The following is a 5,028-nucleotide window of genomic DNA, read 5'->3' on the forward strand; positions in this document are numbered from 1 at the left end:
CGAGACACGGCGGGACACCGTGCCACTGGCCGTGGCGGGCCGGCGGGGCCCGGCCGGGCGCACCTCCCCCCGGCCGCTCTCCGCGGCCCCGGAGGGAGACGAACGGCCGCCTGGCGTGAAGGACGCGCCGCCGCACGCCCTGCGCATCGACCAGCCCTCCCGGCGTGTCTGGGTGGAGGGCCGGGAGATCGGTCTGACGTACCAGGAGTTCGAGTTGCTGGTGCACTTCACGACGCACCCGTGGCAGGTCTTCAGCCGGGCCGAGCTCATGCAGGCGCTCTGGCCGGCGGTGGACGCCACGACCAGAACCGTCGACGTGCACGTCCACCGCCTCCGCCGCAAGCTCGGCCGGGTGGGCTCCCAGCTCACGACCGTACGGCGGGTGGGCTACACCTACCGGCCCCACCTCGTGCACAGGTCCGGGCCCGCACCGGCGGGCGAGTGACCGATGCCGTCGGCGCGGAGCCGGCGGCACGGCCGAAAAGCGTTCGATCGGCGGAGCGGGAACGATCTACCATGCGGACGATGAGCAGCAGACTGCGTGAGGTCGCGGCGGTGAACGCACGGATCGTCGCCGACGGCGCGTACACCGCCGGGGACGGCACGCGCGTCGTCGTACGCTCCGCCCTCGACGCGGCGGTCGGCGGGACGGTGAGCCATCCCCCGGAGGGCGCGTTGACCGCGCCCGCGGACGGGCACCGCCCGGCGTTCGAGGTGACCGCGGAGGACAGTCTGGGCGCGGCGCGACGGCTGCGTCTCGCCGGAGACGGGCGAATCGCCGTGCTGAACTTCGCCTCCGCGCGGAACCCGGGAGGCGGTTACCTCCGCGGTGCCCGGGCGCAGGAGGAGGACCTCTGCCGTACCGCCCTGCTGTACCCCTGCCTGCTCCAGGCCCCCGACTACTACGCGGAGCACCGGGCCTCCTCCGACCTGCTCTACAGCGACCGCGTCATCTGGTCCCCCGACGTCCCGGTGCACCGGGGCGGCGACGGGCGGTTGCTGGCCGAGCCGTACCCGGTGTCGTTCCTGACCTCCGCCGCGCCGAACGCCGGTGAGGTGCTTCGGCGCGACCCCGGCGCGGGCGACGCGATCCGGCGCACGCTCCACCGGCGCGCGGGGCGCGTGCTGGCGGTGGCCGCTCACCACGGCGCCCGCCGGCTGGTCCTCGGCGCGTGGGGCTGCGGAGTGTTCCGCAACGACCCGCATGACGTCGCCGGCGCCTTCCACTCGCATCTGACGGCCGGCGGCGCCTTCGCGTCCGTCTTCGAACGGGTGGTCTTCGCCGTCTGGGACCGCTCCCCCGACTCCGCGAACCGCGCCGCGTTCGCCGAGCGTTTCGCCCCGGTCGACGAGACCGCCTGAGCCCTTCGGGTCCCCGCGCAGGCGTTGACGGGCGAGTTGTCCACAGGCGCGCGGAGGCCATCGACGTGCCGGTCACCGGCGGCCCATGATTGCGGGCATGCCCAGCGGCGGGCCGTCCCCTTCACCGGAGGGGGCGGCCCGCCGCCGGGCCCCGCCATCGACCGTCGCGAAAGGGTTGATCATGCACGGGGGCCTGCCCTTCATCGGGTTCAGCACCATCGTCTACGGAGTCGTCGGGCTGGCCGTTGCCGCCGGCGGCGCGGTCACGAGGTTCCGGAGGCACAAGTGACGGCGACGCTGACCGTGATCGTCCCGGCCCACAACGAGGAGGCGGGCCTGCCCGCGACCTTGGAGGCCATCCGCCGTCAGACGGTCCCGCCGGAGAAGGTCGTCGTCGTCGATGACGGCTCGGCCGACCGGACGGGCGAGGTCGCGGCGTCCTACGGGGCGACCGTGCTGAGACCGCCGCACAACCTGGGCAGCAAGGCCAAGGCGCAGAACCACGCGCTGCCGGTGTGCGACACCGACCTCGTCCTGGCCGTCGACGCCGACACCGTGCTCGCCCCGGACTACATCGAAAAGATCAAGCCGGTCTTCGACGATCCCGAGGTCGTCGTCGCGGCCGGCAACGTGCAGACCCGTTTCACCCGCACCGTCTGGGAGCGCGGCCGCTCCATCGAATACCTCTTCGGCTTCCACTGGAACCGCCCGATCCAGAACGGCGCGGGCAGCCCGGTCGTGTGCTCGGGCTGCTGCTCGGTCTTCCGCCGCGCGACGCTGACCGGCTTCGGCGGCTTCCCCGAGCGCACCATCGTCGAGGACATGGACTTCACCTGGTCGGTGCAGATCGCCGGCCGGCGCGCGGTGTACGTCGGCGAGGCCGTGGCCTGGGCCGCCGACCCGGAGACGCTGACCTACCTCCGCAAACAGGTGTGGCGCTGGATGGCCGGCTTCTTCCAGAACGTCCGCCTCCACCTCGGCGGGCTCGTGCGACGAAAACCCATGCTCGCGCTCTGGATCGTCCTGGCCCTGGCCGAGATCTTCACCGCACCGCTGTGGTGGGCGACGCCGTTCGTCCTCACCCTGGGCATGCACCGGCCCGTCGGCGCCACCCTGACGCTCTGGCTCGGGTCGGAGCTGGTGTTCACCGTCCCGCCGCTGCTCTATGCCGCCCGGCGCCGAAGACTTCCGGTGCTGGGCGTCATGGCCAACGTCCCCTTCGTCTACCTGACGAAGGCCGTCAACGTCTACTACGCCTGGAAGGCCCTCATCGTCGAGCTCGTCCTCGTCCCGCTGCGCCTGTCCCGGGGGCTCGTCGTCTACGAGAAAGGCCACGCCTGAGCCTTTTCCCGTGAAGGCGTCCACGGGAAGGACTCAGGCGCGGCGGGCGAGCAGTGGCGGGCCGTCACACGGCGGTGGGGCTCACCGCTTCCGCATGACCTCCGGCTCCTGGCGCCGCAGCATCCGCTCCACCGCGAAGATCAGGGCCACGGTGAGGACGGCCATCATGCCCATGTCCAGCAGCCAGGTGCTGAACTGCTGCTTCCACAGCGGGTCCGGCGGATCCTTGTGCGGAAGAAGGAAGGTGACGTCGAGCGTGCCCGCCATCGCGGCGAACGCCCACCGGGCCGGCACGAACCAGGCGATCTGCTCCAGGACGGCCTTGCCGTCCAGGTGCACGAGCGCTCCACAGAACACGATCTGCACCAGGGTGGTGAGCACCAGCAGCGGCATCGTCATCTCGCTGGTCTTGACGATCGCCGAGATGAGCAGGCCGAGCGTCATCGCGGTGAAGGACAGCAGCGCGACGGCGAAGATGAGTTCGTACATCGGCGTGGTGACCACGCCCTTGTCCCTCATGTCGACCCCGAGCATGGCGACCAGCGTGAGCACGATGCCCTGACCGATCGTGATCACACCGAGGACGAGCAGCTTGGAGGTGAGATAGGCGGATCTGGACAGCCCGACCGCGCGTTCTCGCTGATAGATCGGTCTTTCCTTGACCAGTTCGCGCACCGCGTTGGCGGCGCCGGTGAGACATCCGCCGATGCACAGGATCATCAGGAGGTTGGCCGCGCCGCCCTGCGAGCCCGGGACCTTCGACGTGAGGTCACCGGCCGGGATGACGCGCGCCACCGCGCCCATGATGATCGGCAGCGCCACCGTGATGCCGAGGAACAACGGGTCCGCCGCGATGCTGCGGACGTAGCGGCGGATCAGCGTGCTCAGCTGTTCGGGCCAGCTCTGCGGCTTGGGCGGCGGCTGGTAGCTCACCGGACCGGCCTGCGCGACCGGCTGGACCAGGTCGGCCGTGACGTACTTCTGGTGGGCCGGCGACTGGAGGTAACGGCCGCCCCAGTCGATCGACGGGTCGTCGAACGCCTGGAAGACGTCGGCCCAGTCGGTGAACCCGAGGAACGGCAGTGCCTCCCTCGGCGGGCCGAAGAACGCGATGCGGCCGCCCGGCGCCATGACGAGGAGCCGGTCGCAGATGTCGAGGTTCGCGACGCTGTGGGTGACCACCGCGACCGTACGGCCGTCGTCGGCGAGGCCGCGCAGCATCTGCATGACCGACTTGTCCAGGCCTGGGTCCAGGCCCGACGTCGGCTCGTCCAAGAACAGCAGCGACGGCTTGGTCAGCAGCTCCAGGGCGACGCTGACGCGCTTGCGCTGGCCGCCGGACAGGGCCGAGATCTTGTTGTCGCGCCGGTGGTCCAGGCCGAGTTCCTTGAGCACCTCATCGACCCGCGCCTTGCGCTCGTGCTGGCGCGTGTCGTCGGGGAACCGCAGCTCGGCGGCGTAGATGAGCGCGCGGCGCACGGTGAGCTGGGTGTGCAGGATGTCGTCCTGCGGCACCAGGCCGATGCGCGAGCGCAGCTCGGAGTAGTCGCGGTAGAGGTCACGGCCGTCGTAGGAGACCGCGCCCTGGTCGGCGGGCCGCAGACCGGTGAGCGCGCGCAGCAGGGTCGACTTGCCCGAGCCACTGGGGCCGATGACCGCGACGAGGCACTTCTCCCCGAGCGGGAAGGACACGTGGTCCAGCAGCACCTTGCCCTTGTCGACGGTGACCGTGAGGTCGTGCGCGCTGAAGTTGACCGCGCCCGTGTCGGTGTATTCGGTGAGGACGTCGCCGACCAGGTGGAACGTTGACGGGCCGATGCCGATGATGTCGTTGGGGCCGATGATCGCGCGCTCGACGCGCTGGCCGTTGACGTAGGTGCCGCTGCGGCTGCCGACGTCGACGAGCTCGTACGTCCCACCGGACGACCGCAGCTCGGCGTGCTGGCGCGACACCCGCAGGTCGGCGACGACCATGTCGTTCTCGGGCGCCCGGCCGATGCGCAGGACCTGCTGGCCCCCCAGGTTGCGCACCTTGGTCGGCTCGCGGTACTGCCCGCTCATCGTCGGCATCGGCGCCCGCGGCGGCGGGGTGCCGTGAGTCGGCAGGTAGCCGATCGGGTCGGCGTGGTACCCCTGGGCCCCGGGCGGGACGGAGCCGGGACCGCCGGCCTGCGTGGCCTGGTTGTACGGGGGCACCGCGCCGGTGCCGCCGCCCTGGGCGGGCTGCTGGTACGGCGGCATCCCGCCCGTGCCGTCACCCTGGACCGGCTGCTGGTACGGCGGCGCCGTGCCCTGGGTGGGCGGCTGGTACGGGGGCATGGTGCC

General features: G+C 71.6%; 4 protein-coding genes. 3 read left to right on the top strand and 1 reads right to left on the bottom strand.

Annotated features, from left to right (window positions below; translation table 11 throughout):
• The 3 genes from ACFFNX_RS41900 to ACFFNX_RS41910 all read left to right on the top strand — a co-directional run.
• A partial coding sequence (locus ACFFNX_RS41900) for a winged helix-turn-helix domain-containing protein (RefSeq protein ID WP_378211785.1) occupies positions 1–445 on the top strand: 445 nt, incomplete at its 5' end.
• An 80-nt stretch (positions 446–525) separates the two neighbouring features.
• Positions 526–1,362 (top strand): TIGR02452 family protein, encoded by an 837-nt coding sequence (locus ACFFNX_RS41905; protein WP_378211787.1) that lies wholly within the window; start codon positions 526–528, stop codon positions 1,360–1,362.
• A 285-nt stretch (positions 1,363–1,647) separates the two neighbouring features.
• The gene (locus ACFFNX_RS41910; RefSeq protein ID WP_378211789.1) at positions 1,648–2,703 is read left to right on the top strand and encodes a glycosyltransferase family 2 protein; all 1,056 of its coding nucleotides are present in this window, start codon (positions 1,648–1,650) and stop codon (positions 2,701–2,703) included.
• A gap of 81 nt (positions 2,704–2,784) precedes the next feature.
• Here ACFFNX_RS41910 and ACFFNX_RS41915 read toward each other — a convergent pair.
• Positions 2,785–5,028, bottom strand: a 2,244-nt coding sequence (locus ACFFNX_RS41915; RefSeq protein ID WP_378211791.1) for an ATP-binding cassette domain-containing protein, incomplete at its 5' end; no start/stop codon positions are given.

Origin of the sequence: Actinoallomurus acaciae (assembly GCF_042429965.1) — a bacterium.
In the GTDB taxonomy this organism is placed as follows: domain Bacteria; phylum Actinomycetota; class Actinomycetes; order Streptosporangiales; family Streptosporangiaceae; genus Actinoallomurus; species Actinoallomurus acaciae.

Coding starts and splice junctions, on each gene's coding strand:
- ACFFNX_RS41905 (WP_378211787.1), top strand. CDS start 526: ATGAGCAGCAGACTGCGTGAGGTCGCGGCGGTGAACGCACGGATCGTC.